This is a genomic window from Streptomyces sp. NBC_01446 (assembly GCF_026340095.1).
Classification (GTDB): Bacteria; Actinomycetota; Actinomycetes; order Streptomycetales; family Streptomycetaceae; genus Streptomyces; species Streptomyces aureus.
This window is the reverse complement of sequence record NZ_JAPEPO010000003.1, coordinates 18,941-36,753: the sequence shown is the minus strand read 5'-3', so window position 1 is coordinate 36,753 and position 17,813 is coordinate 18,941. Positions and strand designations below refer to the sequence as shown.

The window sequence follows — 17,813 nt, the reverse complement described above, 5'->3', positions numbered from 1 at the left end:
TCCAACTCGGCGACGGCGCGCGGGTTCAGCGGCTGCCCCCTCCTGGATTTCGCGAACTCGCGCGCTTCCGTGTTCGATGTCCTCGCCCATGACGGCCAGGACGTCCGCGGGCATCCCTACACCGAACGCCGCGCCCTGCTTCTTGATCTGCTTCACGATGTACCGCTCCCGATCCAAGCCGTTCCGGCTACCGACGATCCCGATGTCGCGCAACTTTGGTACGACACGCTCCGGGACCAGGGGATCGAGGGCGTCGTGTGCAAGCGGGCCTCTTCCCCGTACCGGGCCGGACACATCTGGCAGAAGGTACGGCACTCGGACACGGTCGACGCGGACGTGGTCGGGTATGTGGGGCCAGCGGCTCGGCCCCACCGAGTGGCGGTGCGGCTGCCGGATGGGAGCAGGGTCTTGTCGCAGGCGTTGGCGGCTCCCATCGCGGCGGAAGTGGCTCGCCACGTTGCGAAGGCTGGTCCGGGCCGCAGGGCCCGCACCTCTGGCGGCGAGTCGTACGTGACGACGTCACACGGTCTCGTGGTTGAGGTGCTCGCCGGCACAACCCGTCATGCCGTGGTGACCGTGACGCGCGTCCGATAGCCGCCATCGCATGGTCCCCTTAGCGATTGGTTTTGATCCCTTGACCTGGAGGGATGCAGCCGTGGCAGTGTCTGCGGATGCCGTTGTCGTCGAGAAGTGATGTCAGTGAGCGCGCGGGCGGCAACGCTGTAGCTCGGGGGCTGGCCTGCCGGTCACGAGTTTGTCTGCGACGAGCCGTCCGACGGTGGGCGCCAGGGTGATGGCGGAGTGCATGACTGCGACGTAGACGGATCGGTCGTGTGTCGCGTATCCAATGACGGGCCCGTGCGCGGGCATGGGGCGTTGGCCGGTGCGGTAGCCCAGCAGGCGGCACTGGTCGCCTTCCTGGAAGGTCGCCTGCAGGTGCTGGAGCGCGTCTTGAGCGGCCTGCTCACGCGCTGCTGCTGTGCCTTCAACGTGCGGCACGACCAGCAAGAGGTCGCCGTCCCGTACCTCTCGGACCTCGAAGCCAGGGCCGGCCACGATGGTCTTGACCAGGCCGGGCGGTGCTGTGACCCGCGCGAGGGTGGCCGGGGAGGCGGCAATGGCCAGGTCGGCCGATAGCGGCTCGCAGAGTTTGGGTACGCCTGCAGTGAGAACGACGGTGGTGGCGGCGTGGAGCCCCGTCGAAGTCAGCACTCCGTCAACGTGTCCGTTGGTCACCTGCAAGGAGGTGACCGCGGTGTTGTGGAGCACGGTTGCTCCGTGGGCGCCGGCGGCTGCCGCGAGTGCGTGGGTCATGGCCGTTGGGTCGACGCCTGCGTCGCTCGGGGTGTGGATGGCCTGGTCGGGTGGGTGCCGGAGGTTGGGCTCCAGGGCTGCGATGTCACTTCGTCCGATGCGGAATTGGCTTGGGCCCGGCCGTGTGTCCTGCGCTGGTGTGTCGGCCCAGGTCAGCGAGCCGGTCCGGCGGAGGGTGAGATGGCAGTTCGTTCTCCAGGCGTCGGTAGTCGGCCATGGCGTACTCGCGGAGGTCTTGGGCTCCGCCGGGCCAGTGGCCTCCCGCGCCGCGGATCCAGACGAAGGAGTCTTTGGTGACCCCGGTGACTCTGTTGCTCAATTCGTCTGGGCTCGGGGACCGCTGATGCGCGAGGGTGACTTGCCCGGTTCTTGACGTTCTGGTGGTGAGGCTGCGGGCATGGGAGGTGCTGACGAACCAGATGCTCAGGAATATGGAGTTGCGGGCGGCGGCCCGGCTGACCGAGGCGCTTGGGACCCGTTGCCGCGTTGCAGGCCGGTAGCCTGTCGGTATGTCAGAGCGTGTCATGCCCGGTCGCACGGACGGCCTGATCACCCTGGGTGCCGCGGACGCTCTGTGGGTCGATTTGACGGCCGACAGTGCTGTGCCGACGGCTTCTGGGGCATTCACCTGCTCTCCTGCCCATGCCCGGGTGGGGTACGTCCTGCTCGGCGGCCGTGTGGTGGCGACGGTGAGGGCGAGCGGCGGTCAGTGGAGTGTTCCGGAGGTTGAGGTGCGCCGGGCGGCCGCGGAACTGAACGCGGTGGGGATGGATCGGCAGGACCTGGTCCGCATCGGTCCGTTTCGTGGGGCGCCGAGGCAGGAGTGCACCGAGGAAACGCCGCTGCGTTGGCGCCGGCGCATCACGGGGGAACTGCAGGAGCTGGGCGGGCCCGCGCGGGCAGCACGACGTGAAGTCGGCCGGCCGTACCATCTGGCGGGGATCGACTGGCGACAGATACTCGTGGAGCAGACCCGCGACGGGACGCGGCGGACGTGGTGGCTGCCGCGCGCTGTGGTCAGGCTGCTGGATGCGGCCGAGCACGCCGAAACGCAGTGGGTGCAAGCCGCGCGGACCCGCCAGGCAGGCGCAGCCGTCACGGAGCCGCCCTCCTACCCCCGGCAGGCCCGAGAGGCCGGCGGTCGGCAGACGACGAGCCCCGAGGGCCCCACCGCCTCACTGCGCCCGTACAACAAAGAGCTGGAAGGCCAGCTGTACTCGGTGCTCAGCAGGAAGCCCGGTACCTCCCGCAGGGTGGCTGGGTGGGCGTGCGCTGTCTGCCGCACTGCGCCCGCCGCCGTCCTCGACCACTGCCACGAACACGGCTACGTCCGTGCCCCCCTCTGCCAGTCCTGCAACACACTGGAACGCCCCGACCACCTGTACAGCAACGACATCCGCGTGGCGAACCGCTACACACGCCTCTTCCACACCGACACCGACGACTGGCTCCGCCACTGGCACCGCTGCCCCGGCTGCCGCGCACGCACCACCCTGCCCCTGCCCCACCTCGCCGCATGGACCGCCCACACAGCCTGCCGATCACTGCGCCCGACCCACCCCGCTCCCCGCGGGCGCACACCCTGCGGTGTCCTGCGCGTGTCCTGGACGGGCAGTCACCAGGCGCCCCGTTCCTGCCTGCTCACGGTCGCCGTCGACTTCTGCCCCTCCGGCGAGCACCGTGTCCTGGCGCGAGTCCCCTACCGCGAAGCCGCCGAGCGGTTTCGCACCTGGCTGGCCGAGACGGCCCCTGCCGTGGCCGCCGCGGCCGGTCCTGACCGCCTGGACGGCCTCCCTGCCCAGTTCCGGCCAGTTATCGTGGACACCAGCGGCGAGGGCCCAGCACTGTTCTGAGCGAGCACCGGGAGACCTGACGCCCCACGTCACCTCGCAGCTGCCGGCCCCGACAGGGTCACCCCGCACGCCCCAGCGAAATGTGCAGCAGAGTCCCCGGTGGCCGGTGCAGGTCCTTGTTCGAGCAAGGTGACCGGGATGCCCTGACACGCCAGGTGGTAGGCCACCGAGGAGCCGACGATTCCCACACCGACAACAACAACGGCTGACATGAGGTCCTTTTCGATAGGCGACGACCATTCAGGCTGTGGCTGCAGCCGTACCAACACAGTCGGGTCACTGTCGGGATGACGCAACGGGATGTGCTGCGGCTCGTCTTGCTCAAGGAGAACCGAACGTGCCGCCTGGAGAGCTCAGTTGACGTGCGCTTCCTTCTTTAAGACCGCGGGCCGGGATGAGCAGACCGCGGTCAAGGGGTGATCGCGCAGGGTGGCGCCCGTCCCGCACGCGTCAGTTGCGCGCGGACGTACGAGCGGCCGCCCCATCCCGGCCCGGCTGGGAGGAACGAGGACCCCGTGCCCGCACCGCCCCCCGCCGCCCTTCCGGCCGCCGTGCCCGTCGCGCACGATGGAGCCTTGTCCACCGCGGCGCCGCCGCCCGGCCCGTGTCGCCCGCGTAGTGGGTGCAGCGGATGGGCAAGCCCTGGTGGTCTCCTGCTGTCGGCGCTTCCGTTCGCACTGCCGAAGCCACTTCCGTGCCCGACGCCTGTGCATCCTGCATTTCCCCCTGGTCACCACGGGTTTCCGGAGGCCGTACCGGATTGTCACAACCCTCTTCTCTCCCCTTGTACTTGAGTTGGTTGTCGGTGGTGGAGGAGATCATCGGGTTCGGGGGGCCGGATCCCTCCGCGGCCGGTGGCCGGCGCCCGGCTGGTGGCCGGACGCGATCGATGGGAGGGCGGGCGTGATGGCGGGCAAGCGCAAGGTGAACGAGGCGGGATCGTCGAACGGGCTGCGCGGTGACGTGCTGTGTGTGCTCGGTGTGCTCAAGGTCGCGACCGCTGACCAGATACAGCGGCTGGCCTCGCCGCATCTGACCTACCGGCACACCCTGAAGAAGACTGCGGCCCCGGGGGAAGGAAGCCCGCACCGCCTCCCACCGTGGTGCGGCCAACGACCTGCGCAGGCATGGCCTGGCCGTCGACGGCGGCCGGACCCGGGGCGGTGAAGAGGTCCGGCTGCTTACCAAGGACGGGCTGGCCGCCGCCGCGATCGACCTGGACCGCGAGCCGGAGGTAATGGGCGGCATACCCAAGAGCGCGGGCCGCTCCGGAGCCTCCCACCCCATGACGGTGAACGAGACGGTCATCGCGCTGATCCGCCCGAAGCCCGACCTCGACCTGGTCGCGGGGGAGCCTGCCGAAGCGGTCGCCGCCGCGCAGGCCGCCGTCGACGCCCCCAAGGGAATCGGCAGCACCACCTCCTACGCCACCGAGGTCGCGCTCCCGGTGAAGGGCACCTGGAAGAACCCTGCGATCGGCAGCGCCCGCGCCGACGTCGTCGTGATCGCCCCGGACGACAATGTGCCGCTGCTGCTCATCGAGGTCGACAACTGCACCGAGGAAGCCGCCCTCATCGCCGCGAAGTTCGACAAGTACGCCCGGTTCTTCCAGCGGAAGGACAAGGACACCGACGGCATCGAGAAACCGATGTGGCGCACCCGCTGGTCCGCACCCGCCTGGGAGGGATACGAGCGGGTGCACCCGCCGGTCCTGCTCGTCTTCCACCAGGTCGGCAAGCGCTCCGCCAAGAGCCAGATGGAGAGGGTCGCCGACCTCACCCGCCACCACTGGCAGGGCCGGTGGCATCGCGAGGGCGGCTTCCACTCCTACGACGGCTGCATCCCCATCGTGGCGACCACGCTGGAGCTGCTGCGCGAGCACGGACCAGCCGGGCCCGCGTTCTGGCGCTTTGGCCGCAAGAAGCGACAGCCGCTGCTGGATGCGATCGGCAACCCCCGCCGGGAGGCTGCCCTCGCCCGCAGCCGGCAAGCCGCCCGGGAAGAGGAACAGCGCCGCGCGGAGTGGGAAGCTGCGGAGCGGGAGGCACTGCGGCCGGTGTGCGCGGAGTGCGGGCGGAAATTCACCGACGACCGGTTGGAGGCGGTCGACTTCCGGAACTGGCAGAACCCCGAGTCGCACCCGCACCTGTGCGAGGACTGCCAGAGCCGGGCCGTCGTGGTCGAGCAGCAGGCCGAAGCCGACGAACGCGACCGGCAGGAGCAGGAGCAGGAGCAGGAGCAGGAAGCCGAGCGGGCAGCGCAGAAGGCCGGCGGCTGGCTCTCCCGCTTCCGCACCTGACCCCGGCAAGCCCTGGCCACCGACCACACGGGCAAGCCCAAGGAGGCCCTGGGCAAGCCCGCGTTGTCGGTGGCGGCTGCAACGCTGGACGGATGAACGGCGATGAGCAGCTGCTGCGCGGCCGGGTCTACGGCCGCGACCACGACGACCCCAACCCGGGCCCGCTCCCGCACCGGACCTACGCCACGCTCATCGGCGGGCCGTTGGACGGGCTGCTCCTGACGTCACCGACTGGCGGCCGGAGGAGATCGATGGCGGGGTCGCCCTGTCCACCGAGCTCGGGCGGTGGCCCGGCGGCCGCGCCCTGTACGACCCGCAGCGGCAAGAACTGCGCGCACCCGGCCCCGGCGTGATGTGCCGCTTCTACTACTCCGGCGACACACCCTGACCGCTGCTCACGTGCTCCGGGCCCGGCCCCTCTCACCGGAGGACCGGGCCCGGAGCACGTGCCCGGTCGTCAGCGGGCGCTTCGGTCGATCAGGGGACCACGCTTCCAGAAGACGCCCCTGGAGTCCTCGTCACGGGCCATCCACACCATGCGGGGACCACCGTTGTCGGCGGCTTCGGCGATGCGCTCCACCAGCTCGTGCAGAGGTCCGCGGCTTCGTCCTCCTCGATGTCGTCGGACGGGAACCCGGCCCGTACGTCCTGGCGAACTTCCTGACCGCCGCTGAGACCGATGGTCATGAACTCGGGCCGCTTCACGTCCCACCACACCTGCTCGATGGTGTCGGCCCGCACCATCCGCACGCCCAGAGCCTCGCTGTGCAGTTCCACCCACACCTCCGTTACGGCCATCAGCCCTGCCCTGGCACCCCAGGTCCGGCGTAGTAGGTGCAGTCAGTCAGCCCGGCCTCCAGACGGGCCAGGCGTCGAAGGAAGCGTTCCATGTCGACGGGGCCGCCGCCGCGCATTGCCTTCCACGAGTGCGCGTACCGGTTCGCCCAGTCCTGCAGATGGCTCGCCTCACCGTCGAACAGGCCACCCGCGTCCCGCTGCCCGCGCCGGGAGCCGATGCTCATCGGCCGGAGCCGATGGTGCCTGGCGGCGGAGGGCCGCCGATAGACCCAGAGTTCCGCGCCGCTGCCGCCGGAGTCGACCACCACCGACCCGGGCAGCAGGTCCCACGTCTCCTCGATGGCGGCCACGGCCTTGTTGATGTCGCTCGCCGGTCGGCCGGGCATGAGCTGCACGTGCCCGACCCGGCCGTCGTCGTGCTCCAGCACATCTAGCACCGCCCCCGGCAGCGGCCCGCTGGGGCAGGCGATCTCGCGGTCCCAGATCTCCTGCGCGTCCTTGCTCCGCTGGAGGAACTCGCCCCGCCTGCGCTGCTGTTCGTGGTCCGTCATCGACCCCTCTTCCCATCGATCGGCTCTGAACCTTCCGTTGTGCCGACCCCGCCGCGGAGATGGACGGCGTAGGGATTTTTGGGCCACGAAGTTGTCCATGGACCATGATTCAGGGTGCACCCCTGGCTGGAGGTCGTCTTGTCCGCCGTCACTGGAGGGCGGAAAGATCGACACGGACCATCGACGTCACCATGAGGGGGAAGAACACGGTGAGCAACGCGCTGCAGTATCCAGAGGGGTGGTTCGTGCTGGGGCTGCCCTGGCCGGAGCGGACCCAGGACGGGTGGGGCGAGTGCGCGCTCGCCATCACCCCGCGCACGATCCCGCGCGACCTCGTCAGCAAGGAGGCCGGCACCGCCCTCGACCTCGCGGGCGGCCTGGCCCGGGATCCGGCCGAGGGGCCGGGCAAGGCCGTCTTCTTCTCCGACGTCACCCTCTGGCTCAACAAGCAGGGCAAGGACTGGGGCGACCTCGGGATCGACTACGAGGCCGTTATCGACGAACTCACGAAGGCTCCGGTCCCGCAGCTGGCTTTATTCACGAGTATTGAAGTCAGTTGTTCACGGGTTTGGGAGGCGTCCAGATCCACGGATTGGTGATGTTCACGAGTTTCGACGTCACGGGGGTGCTTGCTCGGGCAGCAGCGGTGTGCTCCTGCTGAAAGGGCCCTGGCGAATGCTGAGGTACAAGTGATGGTGTGCGCCCTCGGCGGGCTACGGCACCGAATCCGACGGCCCCGGCGGCACGTATCAGGCGGTCGAGGTAATTGCTCGGGTGACTGCCGTGATCGCCGGGGTTGGGCGGCCGGGGAGGCGCGCCACGAGAACCCGGCGGATCTCGGGAGGTGCGCCTTCGACGTGCAGCAGGCTCACCCCGGGCGGCAGCACCGGCGAGAGCCGGGAGGGCACCGTTGTCACCCCGAGGCCGCCGGCGACCAGCTGAAGCTTCGTCAGCCAGTCGCGCGCGCAGTGAACGATGTGCGGCCGTCCGGGCAGGCCGGGCCAGACGCCGAGCAGTGGCTCGGAGTTCGATGACAGGGTGGCGATCCACGGGGCGTCGACCAGTTCGTCGACGTGCGCCGCGGTGCGGCCGGCGAACTCTCCGGTCGAAGGCACCGCCACGACCAGTTTGGTGTCCGCTACGGTCTCGACGTGCAGGCGCGGCGACTCGCCATCCAAGGGCCGGTGGGGCGGGCGGGACGTCAGTACGGCGAGGTCGATCGAGCCTGCGCGCAGTGCCCGGATCAGGGTGGGTGTGGTGCCCTCGGTAGTCGTGACCGTGATCTGCGGGTCGGTTGCCGCGAGGCGGGCGAGTGAGGGAGGCAGGATGGCCGCGCCCGCGCTCAGGAACATTCCGAGCCGCACCAGTTCGGTCCGCGGGACAGTGCCGGTGAGGTCGCGCTCGGCCGCCGTCAGGCAGTCCAGGATCGTGCGAGCGTGGCGCAGCAGGGTTAGACCCGCGGGGGTGAGCCGCACTCCGTCGGGGCGGCGTTCGAACAGGGCGGTGCCCGCGCTTCGTTCGAGGGAGGCGGCCTGGCGTGAGACCGCCGACTGGGTGTAGCCGAGCCGGGTGGCTGCTGCGGTGAAGCTGCCGGACTCGGCGATCTGCCGCAGGATCCGCAGGCCTGTGCTGGAGATGTCCATGCGGCATACGCATACCAGAGATGCGTGATCGTCGCTTCCCGCATGCCTGTCGGGCTCCTAGTGTCGATCGCGGCGAACACGGACGAGCATGGAGGTCATCACGTGCGAGCAGCAGTTCTGACGCAGTTCGGTGCCCCGCTCATAGTGCGGGAGGTGCCCGACCCCGAGGCCGGCGGCGGCGAGGTGGTGGTCGAGGTGCTCGCCACCTGCGTGGCCCCGTACGCGGCCGAGGTCTTCAGCGGCGAGCGGAACTACCCCCTGGTCCCTCCCGTCGTGCCCGGGATCGGTGGCGTGGGACGGGTCGTCCACGTGGGCCCGGACGCCACCCGGCTGCGCGTCGGCGACATGGTGTGGTGCGACTCGACGGTGCGCTCGCGGGACGACGCCCTGACGCCCGACATCACGCTCCAGGGCTGGAGCTCGCGCGGCGAGGGCGGCGCGCGGCTCGCCCGGTACCTGCACGACGGTTCGTTCGCCGAGCTCATGCGGGTCCCGACGGAGAACGTCTTCCCGCTGCCCGCAGCGGCGGAGGACGACCCGGCCCGCTGGGCCGCGCTCGGCGTGCACGTCATCCCCTACGGCGGGCTGCTGGCTGGCGGACTTGCAGCCGGTGAGACGCTGCTCGTCAGCGGGGCCACCGGCAACCTCGGCAGCAGTGCGGTCGCGCTCGCGCTCGCAATGGGGGCGGGCCGCGTGGTCGCCCCGGGCCGCAACCGGGCCGCACTCGACCTCCTCGCCGACCGGTTCGGTCCGCGTGTGCGCCCGGTCCCGCTCACCGGGGACGAGGCTGGCGACCGCGCGGCGATGTCCGCGGCGGGCGATGGCCCGATCGACATGGTGATCGACCTGCTACCGCCGAGCGCACCCAGCTCGGCGGCGCGCACGGCAGCCATGACCGTGCGCGAGTTCGGCCGCGTCGTTCTCATGGGTGGCGTCGGCATGCTCGGTGGCGACGACCTCGCACTCCCGTACCCATGGATCATGCGCAACTCGATCACCGTGCGCGGCCAGTGGATGTACCCGCGTACAGCGAACGTCGGCATCATCCGGCTCCTCGCCTCGGGCACCCTGGACCTCGCCCCCGAACGGGTCCTGTCGTTCGGCCTCAATGCCGTCAACGACGCCGTCACGTACGCCGCCTCACATGGTGGCCCGTTCGACCGCACCGCCCTCACCCCACCGGCTCGCTGACAAGACCGACTGATCTCCACATGTCAGCGCCACGGCCCACCGCCTCACGAGCGCAGGCCTCCATACTGCTGCTGCTATTTCTCGTGAACAACCATGAACCTCAAGATCACGAACTGCTGCCCGAACGGACGAACAAACGCTGCCATGTGAAGTGAACGAAGCCACCGGATTCATCTGCAGCCGATGCTCCTTCGACTGGGAGGTATGGGAGACCCCGGCATTCGACGCGCCCAACTACGCCACGGCCTACAATGGCGCGCTCGACCCGGCGGACGAGGAACTCGCCCTGGTGCTGCTCACCGAACGCGTCAAGTTCCGCGCTCTGCAGGCAATCAGCGGCCGCGGGCCCGCAGTCGAGAGCAGCGAGCACCGGCTGGTGCTCCTGCGGAAGGCAGCGTGGCTGGACCGTGCGGCGCGCGAGCGGGAGGTCGGCTGGTACCTGGGCCGGTACAGGGACGACGACGTCAACGAGGCGAGCACCAAGGCCGTCAGGGCCGCGTTCGAGTTCCTGAAGTTCGACGTGGACCACGGCTCCGTGTACACCGAGGGGCCGATCGGCGCGGGCTCGCCGGAGTGGGATATCGCTGGTGGGACCAGGGCGTATACCCGGCAAGAATTTCTGGCTTGGCTGGTCGCCTGTGATGCGGAGCTGGGGACGTGACCGCTCTCAATGCGGACTTGGACAAGCGGCGGATCCGCTGGACGCATGAGACCGCCGCAGAAGTGATGCGGGCTGCTGGAGCCGAGCCTTTGGAGCTGTACCCGGGGGCTGGCAGAGCGTGGCGATGCCGTTGCTTGCGCTGCTGCCGCGAGAGTGCGCCGCGCTTGGCCGATGTTCGGAAAGGCAAGGGAAGTTGTCGGCACTGCGGCCACGAGCGGGCGGCCTCAGGCAAACCCTCTGTCGCTCTACCCAAGCGTGGGCTGTCGGACCCGTCACTCGTTCCAGTGTGCCGCCGCGTCCTCAGCAACTGCGTTGCCGCTGCGGTAAATCAGCGAAACGCAGCAACCATGGAGACCCAAGCTGACCGGCAGCAGTCCCCGTCGACCGACTGACCAGCAGGACAGACATCAGGGACCGCCCGCCCGTAGTTCGTATCGAGCGGCTCAAGGCGCGGTCTTCGGACCGTGCCGCTCTTGTGCCAGAACGGACGGGGACTCACGGGGGCCCGGGGTCCGCAGCGGTGAGTTCGACCCGCACTCCCCACGGTAGCGAATCCACTGGTCACGCACGTGATCGCCCAACCTCGCTCCTAAAGAGGTTGTCCAGCGCCCTCACCGGCTCCACACCCGCTGGAACTCTTCGGCCCGATGGCCTCCAGCGGGTCCTCTTCAGGGTCCATCGCTTGGTCTGTCAGGAAGCCGTGCTCGTCCTCCAGGTGCTCCCAGCTGTATCGGTGGAGTTGGCCGGCCGAAGTCGGCTTGGCTTGCTTGATGGCGACCAACTCGCCGCGGTCAGGTACGGCCTCGAAGTACCACAAGCCGCTCTCCTCGTCAGCGCCGCGAAAGCGGTATCGCAGGGTGGCCCTCTCATCAAGCGCTCGGAAATACGCCGCGGTCTCCGCCTTGATGCGCTCCAGGGGCTCGAGGTCGCCGTAGAGGGCAGCGTGCAGGGCCGCGGCCAGTTCGCGGGCCCGTCCTTCGCAGTCCACATCGTGCAGGACGAAGTCGACGGGGCCGGCCGAGGAGTCGGGGCGGATCTCCCGGGAGCGGATGAGGAAGGCGACGGCCTCGCGCACAGCGTCATGGACGGCGCTGTTGATGGTGTGCTCGGGCGCGGTGAGCGCGTCGGCCTTGACCGCCTACAACGGGCCCTGGCGCTCCACCGCGATGAACACGACGCCGCTGCTCCTTGGCCTCCTTGCACGCGGCCTCGAACGCGTCCAGACCGGTCGCGTCCGGGATCCGGTCGGCGGGACAGGGCGTCGGCAGCGGCTCCATGCGAAGCATCCTCCCAGGAGACAGACAAACACGCTGCGCGGTGACACGGCGCGTGTCCCCGTAGACAGGCCAGGCGGCGTTGCGATGGTGCGCGACAGACAGCCCCGGTTTCCCCTTCCCGGGCCGCGTGAGAAACCGCCCTGGCCGCGCCCCTCGGGTGCGTGACCAGGGCTTCGCCGCTCAGCCCAGCTCAGGTAGGCGAAGCGGAACGGGGAGTTTGGCGTCTGTCGGTGTGGTCTACCAGCTCCCAGAAGTGCTCTGGCAGGCGGCGCAGCCACTGGGTGCGTTCGCTGGCGATCTTGCGCAGCACGGCCTCTGCGCTGCCTGCTACCGAATGGCCCATGTAGCGCTGGGTGATGTGTGTGTACTCCTGGCGCAGCACTTGTAGCGCGTACTTCACCTGCTGTTCGTCGACGTCGGCGAGGTCGGCGAGTGGCACGATGTGGCTCTTCCAGTGGCCCTCGACGGCCTGCGCCAACAGTTGGGTCAGTTCCGCGATCTGGCTGATGATCACCCGCAGGCTTTCGGGAGGCATCCCCAGTGCCTCTGCCAGGGCTCGGGTCTGGTGCTCATCGCCGTTCCAGCGGCGTTCGGCCTCCGCCTTGGCGTACGTGTGCAGCTCCATCCCGATGCGGTGGGCCAGCCGTTCACAGGTCAGTTGCCTGGCCATGCGGTGGTCGCGCAGTGTCCTGGGGCGTATGGCCATCAGCACAGGGGTCGGACACCACAGCACATCCGCGAGCACGAAAAGCTGGATCTCCGACGGCACTTTCGTGCCCAGCTCCCATGCCTCCACCAGCTCGGGGCCAAGGTGCACGCCCAACTTGGCCATTTCGGTCGCAACTTGTTCGGGGGTCATCCCCGTCCGCAGGCGCGCCGCGCGGGCCTCGAGGGGAGAGAAAGGGGGTGTCGACAAGTGCAGGTCACCTCGGTGGGGCCCGCAGAGCCATGGGGACTCCGCGGAGCTTCGGTCTGGTCAACTCCGGTTGGCGCACGGCGGGGGCTCTCCGCGGTCATCCTCGGCCGCGAGGCGGTCCCATCGATGTCTTCGAGCGCCTTGCGATCGTGAGCGTCTGGAAGAAAAGGTTCAGCAGGATCGTGGTCGTGCCGCCGAGAGTGATGCCGCCGCCGAGCGCGGCTCGGGCCTCCAGGGACGTGTGGTCGAACACTAGGGTGCCCGCGGTCGGCAGCATCGCGGCGCCGAGACTGACCGTCAGGATCAGCGCATTGGGCTCTTTGCGCAGATCGACCCCACGCAGGATCTGGATGTCGAACATCGCCGCGGCCACGCCGCCGAGGGATTTCGTCGGTGGCACGTCTCGCCGCATCCCGGTCAGGCGACGGCCGGCAAGTAGCGGGCCCAGCCGCCGGGGGAACTCGGCGGTGGCCGCGTGGGCGCGATTGGCCTCGGCCCTTGGGAACCTGGTCGGTGGCGACTGGCGCGGGCGAAGGCCAGCCTGGGCGAGCTATTGCGGATGCTCGCCCAGGCCCGCGCCCGGGGTGTCGAGATAAGCCTGTAGGGGGCTGCGGCTGACTGGGGTCAGCTCACTTCCCTCACCTGCGCCAGGGCCGCGATCTACCCCTCCGGTACGTATGCGAGCGGGACCTCACGACCTTTGCCCAGGTGATTGAAGAACAGGTTCAGCGTGATCGCCAGCAGGCAGCCAGCCGAGATGCCCGAGCTCAGCACGGTCGCGACCTGCTCGGGGAAGGCGTGGTAGAAGCCCGGGAAGGCGATGGGGAAGATCCCGAAGGCCAGGCTGACCGCCACGATGATCGCGTTCGATCCGGCACTCAGATCCGCCTTGCCGAGCGTGCGGATGCCCGCCACCGCCACAGAGCCGAAGAGCACCACGCCCGCCCCACCGAGCACCGGCTGCGGCACCAGCGAGACCAGCGCGCCGACCGGTGGCAGCAGGCCCATCACAATCAGAAAGACCCCGGCCAGCGCGACCACGAATCTGCTGCGGATCTTGGTCAGCGCCACCAGCCCGATGTTCTGCGCGAAGGCTGAACAGATGAAGCCGTTGAACACCCCACCCAACGCAGTCGCCAGACCGTCCGCGCGCAGGCCGCCCGCGATCGTGCGGTCGTCCGCAGGCCGCTCTACGACCTCACCGAGCGCGATCATGTCGGCCGTGGACTCGGTCATCGAGACCACCATCACCACCAGCATGGAGATGATCGAGGCTGCCTCGAAGCGCGGCGCGCCGAAGGCGAAGGGGTGCGGCATCTCGAAGACCGGCAGGCTGCTGAGCGCATGCATGTCGACCTTGCCGAGCGGGATCGCCGCGAGGGTGCCGACGAGCAGGCCGAGCAGGATCGAGATCCGTTGCAGGAAGCCGTGCAGGAAGCGGTCGAAGAGCAGCACGGCGACCAGCGTGAGCCCCGCGAGGCCCAGGTTGGCCAGCGAACCGTAGTCCGCCGCACGGGAGTTGCCGCCCTGCGCCCAGTTTCCGGCCACCGGGAGCAGGGAGATCCCGATCAGCGTGATCACCGTGCCGCTGACCACCGGCGGAAAGAACCTGACGAGCCGGCAGAAGACCGGGGCCAGCAGGAAGCAGAAGACGCCGGCGACCAGGGTGGAGCCGAAGATCAGCGGCAGCGCGGCACCCTTCTGCGCCCCGACCACCGCGAGGATCGGTGAGACGACGGCGAAGGAGACACCGTTGACGAAGGGCAGCCGCGAGCCGATCCGCCAGACCCCCAGGGTCTGCAGCACAGTGGCGACGCCGGCGATGACCAGGCTGGCGGCGAGCAGAGTGGTGAGCTGCGCCGCGGTCAGGCCGACCGCGGCGCCGATGATCAGCGGCGGGGCGGCCACCCCGGCGTACATGCTGGCGACGTGCTGAAGCGCGACGGCCGCCATCCGGCCAGCTGGCAGCACCTCGTCGACAGGATGCCGTGACTCCCCAACCCCAAGCGCTGTCTGAACTTCCACCTGCTGTCCCTCCACATCTGGCGGTGGCTTCGGGTCCGGGAACGACGACCGAGCTGCAGGACGAGCGCGGCGACGCTGGGACGACCCTGGCGGACGACTGTGTCGTCGCCCACCCACCGGCGCTGGGAGAACAGATCCGGCCCATAACGAGATCCACGATGCGGAATACCAATTCCGCGTTCAACGGAATGTAGAAAGCGCCACCCTGTTCGTCAATGCCTCCCACTCGATCGACGCACTACCAGGTAGGAATCTGGAGCTTCCTCCAATGGCCTGCTCGGTACGGCACCCCCGCAGACCGGACCTCCGACGCCTCCCACAGACAGGCACGCCGCCCAGCCGCTTCGACCTACCACATGCGGATCCCCCCAGCCGATCGCGGCGAGCGGTAGCCGGCTCGACATCTCCGAGCGGCGGGCTGGGGTCGTAGCAGGTCCCGTCGTGATCACATGACTCAAACTCTCGTTCGATGGCCACTCCTCAGGCTCGGAAAGACCACAGCCTCTAACCGCGAATCCGGCTGAGGTCACCCGTGACGGCCGCATGATCAGGCTGCTGCCGGTCGAGAGCGTGGCGCCGATGAGCAGCAGGACGACCAGCAGAGCGAGCGTGGACACGCGTGTTCCCCCTTGTTTGGGCATGCGAGGGCCGCATGCGGGGCCGACGGCAGAGCTTGGATGCCTGCACCCGTGGGTCGCAGAGTGCGGCTCAACCGGACAGGGGAGGAGGTCCCCCGGCGGTACCAAGCTGGGGATGACAGTGGCAGTACCGGGGGCTAGGCCGTGTCCGATGGGTCGAGTGATCTGGTCAGGGCAGTGTTTGAGTGGCGGTTTCACTTCCAACGCGACCGAGTACGTCGGGAAGCACCGATTTCTTTTCCTGGGTCTCCTCGTGCTCCTGGCTCCCACGTGCGTGTCCCGATAGACATCTCAGCGAGCTAAGAAGTCAAGTGGCAGCCGTGATTGATGACGTGAGGGACGTGGTGAAGGCACGTTGTTCGTCGAAGTGGAGCCGGTGCTGAAGGCAGTGGTGGAGTTGGCCGAGCATGCGCTTCAGGAGGTTTCGTTGGGCGCTGGCGTGCCAGTCTCCGTGTTCACGTCGGCGGCGGTAGTGGGCGTCTGCTCCGGGCGATGCTTGGAGTGAGGAGAAGGCCCAGAGGAAAGCGGCGTGCATGAGCCGGTTGTTCTTCACCATGCGCCTGCCGACGTAGTGCTTCTTGCCGGAGGCGCGGGTGATGGGTGCGGAGCCGGCGTAGGCCTTGAGGCCGCGGGCGTCAGCGAAGCGGTCGGGGTCGTCGCCGATCTCCGCCAGGACGCGGGCGCCGAGCTGGGGGCCGAGGCCGGGGAAGCTGAGGAGTATCTCGGCGTCCGGGTGCTCGCGGAAGGCTGTCTCCGTAGCCTGGGCGAGGTCGTCGCCCGCCTGGCAGGCCGCGTCGAACTGCTTCAGCAGGGCGAGGAGTTGGTGGCCGAAGGCGTCCTCGATGGCTTGCGGCTGATGGGCGTGGTCGGCCCGCAGGACGTCGCGCAGTCGCTCGGCCTCGGCGTCGATGCTCCGCTGGCGGCCTCTGCGCTTGAGTGCGGCCCGCAGTTGGGCGAGCGACAGCCGGGCCGCCCTGGCCGGGGTGGGGGCGGTGGCGAGCACGGCGCGGGCGTCCGGCCGGGCCAGGCCGCCGGGCTTGCTCTGGAAGGCGGCCAGCGCGGCGGGGTAGTACTCGCGCAGGAGCGAGCGGATTTGGTTGCCGAGCTGCTGGCGGTTCCAGACGGCGTCCTGCTGGGCGCGGGCCAGGACGGTGACGGCCCGGCCCTGGTCGGAGTCGGCCGGCAGGGGGCGGTGCACGGCCATGTCGGTCTGGAGGATGTTCGCCAGGACCAGGGCGTCGCCCGGGTCGGACTTCTTGCGCGAGACGCCGTGGCGGTCGCGGTAGCGGGACGCGGCGAGCGGGTTGATTGCGAACACCTTCCGGGTGCCCGTACGCAGGGTGGCCACGAGCAGGCCACGACTGGTCTCGATGGCGACCGGGATGGGCTCTTCGGGACTATCGCCGTGCTCGGCGAGCAGGTCCAGCAACAGCCGGTAGCCAGCCGCGTCGTCGCTGATCCGGCGCTTGGCCAGCAGCTCGCCGGCCTCGTCGATCAGGGCGACGTCATGATGCGATTCGGCCCAGTCTATGCCGCAGAAGATCCTCAACCAAGTCTCCCAACTTTGCCTGTTTCCGCAGGTCACGAGCACATGCGGGTCACGCGGCGCCCTAATCCCAGGACTCTGACGGTCCGCCATCTCAGTAGCCATTCGCGACACCAGCGCACCCCAGGGGCCTCCGTCTGTGCCAGAGCTCACGGCTCGCGGAGGTCAAGAAGAGCTCACCCTGGAGCGGGCTCGTACCACGACGGCAACGAACGACGATCACCGGTGGGTTTCGTGGCGGCCCGAAGACGCCGGGCGGCCCGCTCTATCGGGAGGCCTCGACGGGCCAGGGGCCTTTCAAGGATCGGCCCGGCGCCCACGCGACCACCACGAAACCCACCACATGGCAGCACCGCTCTTTGAGAAGGCCTAACAGGCCCGGGGGGATCCAGGTGTCTGTCACGTCAGGCCCCCCGGAAACCCAATCGGGGTGTTTCGGGAGCGCCTTCACACAGGATTAGGGGCCTTCGCGACAGGCTGCTGGATCCGCCTGGCCAGCAGCCGGAGCGTCCCTCGGGTGAATGCGATCGACAGGAACCCGCAGATGATCAGAGACGCCCAAAGTTTTCCATAGTCCATACCGTAAGCCCCCCTCCAAGGTCGGCCCATGGTACGTCTGTTGGGCTTCGCGGCGTGTCTTGCCCTCGCCGGTGCCGGTGGCCGACGCCGGGCCGGGTGAGGCGGCTGGCGCCGCAGAGTGCGGCGAAGGAGGCCTCGCTGCCCATCCGGTCCGGGTTGTCTCCGGCTGCTATCAGCAGTGCGGAAGCGGTGTCCGGGCCGACGCCGTCACCGACCTCAACGGAACTTGATCAAGCCCTGGGTCGACCGGCGACGACAGCGGTGGCCGCCCTCAATCCGCAAGACTGGAACGGGCAGGGACTGTCCGTCGTCCGGCTCGGGTTCGGCGGGTGAGAAGACGCTGTAGGAGCAGTACGACGGCTGCCGGCCAAACCCGAGACCAACTACTACAGCGAGACCACAAAACCCCAGGTCACAGTCAAGATTTAGAGTCTCGATCGAACCCGGAACGGTTCACTGACCAGGTACGGGGCGTGCTGCTCGGACGGTTCGGCCGGGTGCAGGCACGTCTATGGGCACGTG

General features: G+C 69.0%; 16 protein-coding genes and 2 pseudogenes. 7 read left to right on the top strand and 11 right to left on the bottom strand.

All coding sequences use genetic code 11. The features are described 5' to 3' along the window. Window positions 1-69 precede the first annotated feature (69 nt). Window positions 70-594 (top strand): ATP-dependent DNA ligase, encoded by a 525-nt coding sequence (locus OG456_RS50955; RefSeq protein ID WP_353963585.1) that lies wholly within the window; start codon window positions 70-72, stop codon window positions 592-594. 102 nt (window positions 595-696) lie between these two features. Here the strand turns inward: OG456_RS50955 and OG456_RS44225 are convergent, their stop codons facing one another. Continuing rightward, a complete protein-coding gene (locus tag OG456_RS44225) occupies window positions 697-1,470 on the bottom strand; it encodes an FAD-binding oxidoreductase (RefSeq protein ID WP_266571744.1) in 774 nt (257 codons plus the stop codon). Window positions 1,471-1,823: 353 nt separating this feature from the next. On the opposite strand from OG456_RS44225, the gene OG456_RS44220 reads away from it, so the two are divergent. Then, entirely contained in the window at window positions 1,824-3,167 is a 1,344-nt protein-coding gene (locus OG456_RS44220) for an endonuclease domain-containing protein (RefSeq protein WP_266570821.1), read from the top strand. Between the two features lie 29 nt (window positions 3,168-3,196). On the opposite strand, the gene OG456_RS44215 is transcribed toward OG456_RS44220, so the two are convergent. Next, window positions 3,197-3,379: an FAD-dependent oxidoreductase gene (locus OG456_RS44215; protein WP_266570820.1), complete on the bottom strand. Its 183-nt coding sequence runs from the start codon at window positions 3,377-3,379 to the stop codon at window positions 3,197-3,199. A gap of 848 nt (window positions 3,380-4,227) precedes the next feature. Here OG456_RS44215 and OG456_RS44210 point away from each other — a divergent pair. Both OG456_RS44210 and OG456_RS44205 read left to right on the top strand, forming a co-directional pair. After that, window positions 4,228-5,466: a replication-relaxation family protein gene (locus OG456_RS44210; RefSeq protein WP_323136486.1), complete on the top strand. Its 1,239-nt coding sequence runs from the start codon at window positions 4,228-4,230 to the stop codon at window positions 5,464-5,466. A 92-nt stretch (window positions 5,467-5,558) separates the two neighbouring features. Continuing rightward, a pseudogene (locus tag OG456_RS44205) lies at window positions 5,559-5,854 on the top strand (hypothetical protein). Between the two features lie 89 nt (window positions 5,855-5,943). On the opposite strand, the gene OG456_RS44200 reads toward OG456_RS44205, so the two are convergent. Both OG456_RS44200 and OG456_RS44195 read right to left on the bottom strand, forming a co-directional pair. Next, a complete protein-coding gene (locus tag OG456_RS44200) occupies window positions 5,944-6,264 on the bottom strand; it encodes a hypothetical protein (RefSeq protein WP_266570819.1) in 321 nt (106 codons plus the stop codon). Beyond that, entirely contained in the window at window positions 6,264-6,815 is a 552-nt protein-coding gene (locus OG456_RS44195; protein ID WP_266570818.1) for a hypothetical protein, read from the bottom strand. Before OG456_RS44195 ends, OG456_RS44200 begins: the two co-directional genes overlap by 1 nt. A 191-nt stretch (window positions 6,816-7,006) precedes the next feature. Here OG456_RS44195 and OG456_RS44190 point away from each other — a divergent pair, with 191 nt between their 5' ends. Further along, window positions 7,007-7,414 carry a hypothetical protein gene (locus tag OG456_RS44190; protein WP_266570817.1) on the top strand — a complete coding sequence of 136 codons (408 nt, stop codon included), beginning with the start codon at window positions 7,007-7,009 and terminating at the stop codon, window positions 7,412-7,414. 150 nt (window positions 7,415-7,564) lie between these two features. Here OG456_RS44190 and OG456_RS44185 read toward each other — a convergent pair whose 3' ends face one another. Continuing rightward, window positions 7,565-8,458, bottom strand: a complete 894-nt coding sequence (locus tag OG456_RS44185) for a LysR family transcriptional regulator (RefSeq protein WP_266570816.1) — start codon at window positions 8,456-8,458, stop codon at window positions 7,565-7,567. A 102-nt stretch (window positions 8,459-8,560) separates the two neighbouring features. Between OG456_RS44185 and OG456_RS44180 the strand changes: the two genes are divergently transcribed. Continuing rightward, window positions 8,561-9,649 carry a zinc-binding alcohol dehydrogenase family protein gene (locus OG456_RS44180; RefSeq protein ID WP_266570815.1) on the top strand — a complete coding sequence of 363 codons (1,089 nt, stop codon included), beginning with the start codon at window positions 8,561-8,563 and terminating at the stop codon, window positions 9,647-9,649. A gap of 151 nt (window positions 9,650-9,800) precedes the next feature. Continuing rightward, window positions 9,801-10,310: a hypothetical protein gene (locus tag OG456_RS44175; protein ID WP_266570814.1), complete on the top strand. Its 510-nt coding sequence runs from the start codon at window positions 9,801-9,803 to the stop codon at window positions 10,308-10,310. A 589-nt stretch (window positions 10,311-10,899) separates the two neighbouring features. Here the strand turns inward: OG456_RS44175 and OG456_RS44170 are convergent. The 6 genes and pseudogenes from OG456_RS44170 to OG456_RS44145 all read right to left on the bottom strand — a co-directional run. Continuing rightward, window positions 10,900-11,385: a hypothetical protein gene (locus OG456_RS44170; protein WP_266570813.1), complete on the bottom strand. Its 486-nt coding sequence runs from the start codon at window positions 11,383-11,385 to the stop codon at window positions 10,900-10,902. Window positions 11,386-11,777: 392 nt separating this feature from the next. After that, window positions 11,778-12,503: a helix-turn-helix transcriptional regulator gene (locus tag OG456_RS44165; RefSeq protein ID WP_266570812.1), complete on the bottom strand. Its 726-nt coding sequence runs from the start codon at window positions 12,501-12,503 to the stop codon at window positions 11,778-11,780. Between the two features lie 97 nt (window positions 12,504-12,600). Further along, the gene (locus OG456_RS44160; protein ID WP_266570811.1) at window positions 12,601-12,915 is read right to left on the bottom strand and encodes a hypothetical protein; all 315 of its coding nucleotides are present in this window, start codon (window positions 12,913-12,915) and stop codon (window positions 12,601-12,603) included. 248 nt (window positions 12,916-13,163) lie between these two features. Beyond that, window positions 13,164-14,456 (bottom strand): nucleobase:cation symporter-2 family protein, encoded by a 1,293-nt coding sequence (locus OG456_RS44155; protein WP_266570810.1) that lies wholly within the window; start codon window positions 14,454-14,456, stop codon window positions 13,164-13,166. 1,017 nt (window positions 14,457-15,473) lie between these two features. Then, a complete protein-coding gene (locus OG456_RS44150) occupies window positions 15,474-16,715 on the bottom strand; it encodes an IS110 family transposase (protein ID WP_266570809.1) in 1,242 nt (413 codons plus the stop codon). A gap of 680 nt (window positions 16,716-17,395) precedes the next feature. Further along, window positions 17,396-17,500, bottom strand: a pseudogene (locus tag OG456_RS44145) (transposase); the annotation flags it as partial. Window positions 17,501-17,813: the final 313 nt, after the last annotated feature.